The sequence below is a fragment of the Prevotella sp. HJM029 genome, assembly GCF_000599605.1.
GTDB lineage: Bacteria > Bacteroidota > Bacteroidia > Bacteroidales > Bacteroidaceae > Prevotella.
In genome coordinates this window covers 1-2,357 of the sequence record NZ_AZHT01000041.1, presented here as the reverse complement: position 1 = coordinate 2,357, position 2,357 = coordinate 1, and the positions used below count along the sequence as shown (strand labels likewise).

Here is a 2,357-nt window from a genome sequence, read left to right as displayed (position 1 = left end):
GGCGAACCGAATACCGAAGCAAGGAGGATGCTCACTTCTCAAAAGTGGGGCGCTATGAAATCAACACGCTTCGCAGGGAACTTGACAACGATGTGGGGATTATCACATCTTCTGACAACCTCTATTCCATTATAGAGAGTAGCTTCTCTCCACGTATCAATCCCATACAGGAGTATTTCAAGGGGTTGCCCTTGATAGATATAGGCAATAGTAACCGTGATTGTGGAAATGGAGTTTCCCTTTCACTGAAAGCCATTCCCCACTTGGCAAGTTGCGTAGTCGTGCGCAACTCTGACAAGTGGTTACAACATCTCACCAAGTGGCTCGTGGCAGTGGTTGCCAACGCAATGGACGACCGTGAGTGCCGTAACCACACCTGCCTTGTGCTCACAGGTGAGCAGGGAAAGTTCAAGACCACGTTCCTTGACCTACTCTGTCCGCCGGCACTATATGGTTATAGTTACACAGGAAAGATATATCCGCAGGAGAAAGATACACTTACCTATATCGGGCAGAACCTTATCGTAAATATAGATGACCAGCTCAAAGCCCTCAATAAGCGGGACGAGAATGAGCTGAAAAACCTTATCACCTGTCCGATGGTCAAATACCGTATGCCCTACGACAAGTATGTGGAGGAACATCCCCACTTGGCAAGCTTTGTGGCATCGGTAAACGGCAACGACTTTCTTACAGACCCTACAGGAAGCAGACGCTTCCTGCCCTTTGAAGTGCTTTCCATAGATATTGAGAGAGCAAAAGCTATCTCGATGGACAATGTCTATGCGGAAGCCAAAGCCCTGTTAAAGTCAGGCTTTCGTTATTGGTTTGACGATGATGAGATAGCCGAGCTATATAGGGAGAGTGAAGACTTTCAAGTACAGACTGCAGAGATGGAGCTTTTGTTGCGTTGTTTTGAAAAGCCAACGGAGGATGAAAGTTATTCGTTAATGACCACTACGGAGATACTCACTTATTTGGGTACTTATACTCACCAACCACTTGTTGCCAAGCGTATGGGTGAAGCCTTGAAGAAAGCAGGATACATAAAGGTGAGCAAACGAAGAAATGGTAGTAGCCCCATCTATGTCTACAAGATTAGGAAAATCTTGCCATGCCCGCTCCTTCAAACTTGTAGTAGCCAAATGTAGTAGAATGTGTAGTATTGCCTTATACTACAAAGTAATACTGATTATCAATCACTTATCACAGAATAGTATGTAGTAAGAAGAAAGATGAAAAAGTTTGGAGGGGGAAAACTTTGGAAAAGGTAAAACCCCAAAAACAGACAAACATAAATAATTATCATTCAACCCATTAATGTATCAAAACAATGAAAGAAGAAGATTTATCACGTATCAAACGATACCCCATCGTGGAGTATCTCGAAAGGAAAGGCGTCAAGCCTGTACGTAGGACTGCTGCCTATGCCCTGTATTGTTCACCGCTCAGGGAGGAAACACATCCGAGTTTCAAGGTAGACACAGAGAAGAACCTCTGGATAGACTATGCCGAAGGCAGGGGCGGAAGTATCATCGACCTCTGTATGCGATTGGAGGGCTGCACGCTATCGGAAGCCATCCGTCGTTTGGGGCAGAACGCTCCCGATGATGGTACCTATAGTTCTTGTAATGGCTTCGCACCAAACAACACCCAGCCTGTGATGGCTGTAAATGGAGCAAGGAGACTGATAGAAATATCAGACACTCTGCCACCACATTTTCAGGAGTACCTTACAAAGGTGCGTTGCATCAACTCGGAAAAGGCTATGCCTTTCCTCAAATGTATCAGCTATGAGGTAAGGGGCAGGCGCTATCAAGCCATTGGCTTTGCCAATCTCTCTGGCGGCTATGAGCTTCGGGATGATAAGACGTTCAAGGGAACGATAGCTCCGAAGGACATTACTCCGATATTCACGGATAGAGCGGAGCCTGTATGTATCTTTGAAGGCTTCATGGACTTCCTCTCCTTCCTTTCAATGAAAGAAGAGATTACCAACCACTGCCTTGTGATGAACTCCGTGAGCAACGTGGCAAGGACTATCCGCTATTTGAATGACCGACACCTCACCCATATCCGTGCCTTCCTTGACAATGATGAAGCAGGACGGAGGGCTGTTCAAGATTTCATAAAGGCAGGCTTCCATGTTGAGGACATGAACATACATTACAAAGACTTCAAGGATCTCAACGATTTTCATGTCAACTGTGTCCGTGAGCAGCAGAAACAGAAAGCGCAGGAACAGATACACATATCAATTACAGGACAAAACAAGAAATCAAAACAAGTTAAACTTAAAATGAAATAGAAATGGAAAAGGAAACTATGATGAGCGACAAAGACCTTTCATGGTTCTT

Annotated in this window: 2 protein-coding genes; both read left to right on the top strand. The window is 45.0% G+C overall.

The window, feature by feature from the left end; genetic code table 11:
* Nucleotides 1-1,151 (top strand): virulence-associated E family protein (locus X919_RS0104145; protein ID WP_028899140.1); only part of this gene is annotated, 1,151 nt, incomplete at its 5' end.
* A 182-nt stretch (nucleotides 1,152-1,333) separates the two neighbouring features.
* Nucleotides 1,334-2,308, top strand: a complete 975-nt coding sequence (locus X919_RS0104140; RefSeq protein ID WP_028899139.1) for a toprim domain-containing protein — start codon at nucleotides 1,334-1,336, stop codon at nucleotides 2,306-2,308.
* Nucleotides 2,309-2,357: the final 49 nt, after the last annotated feature.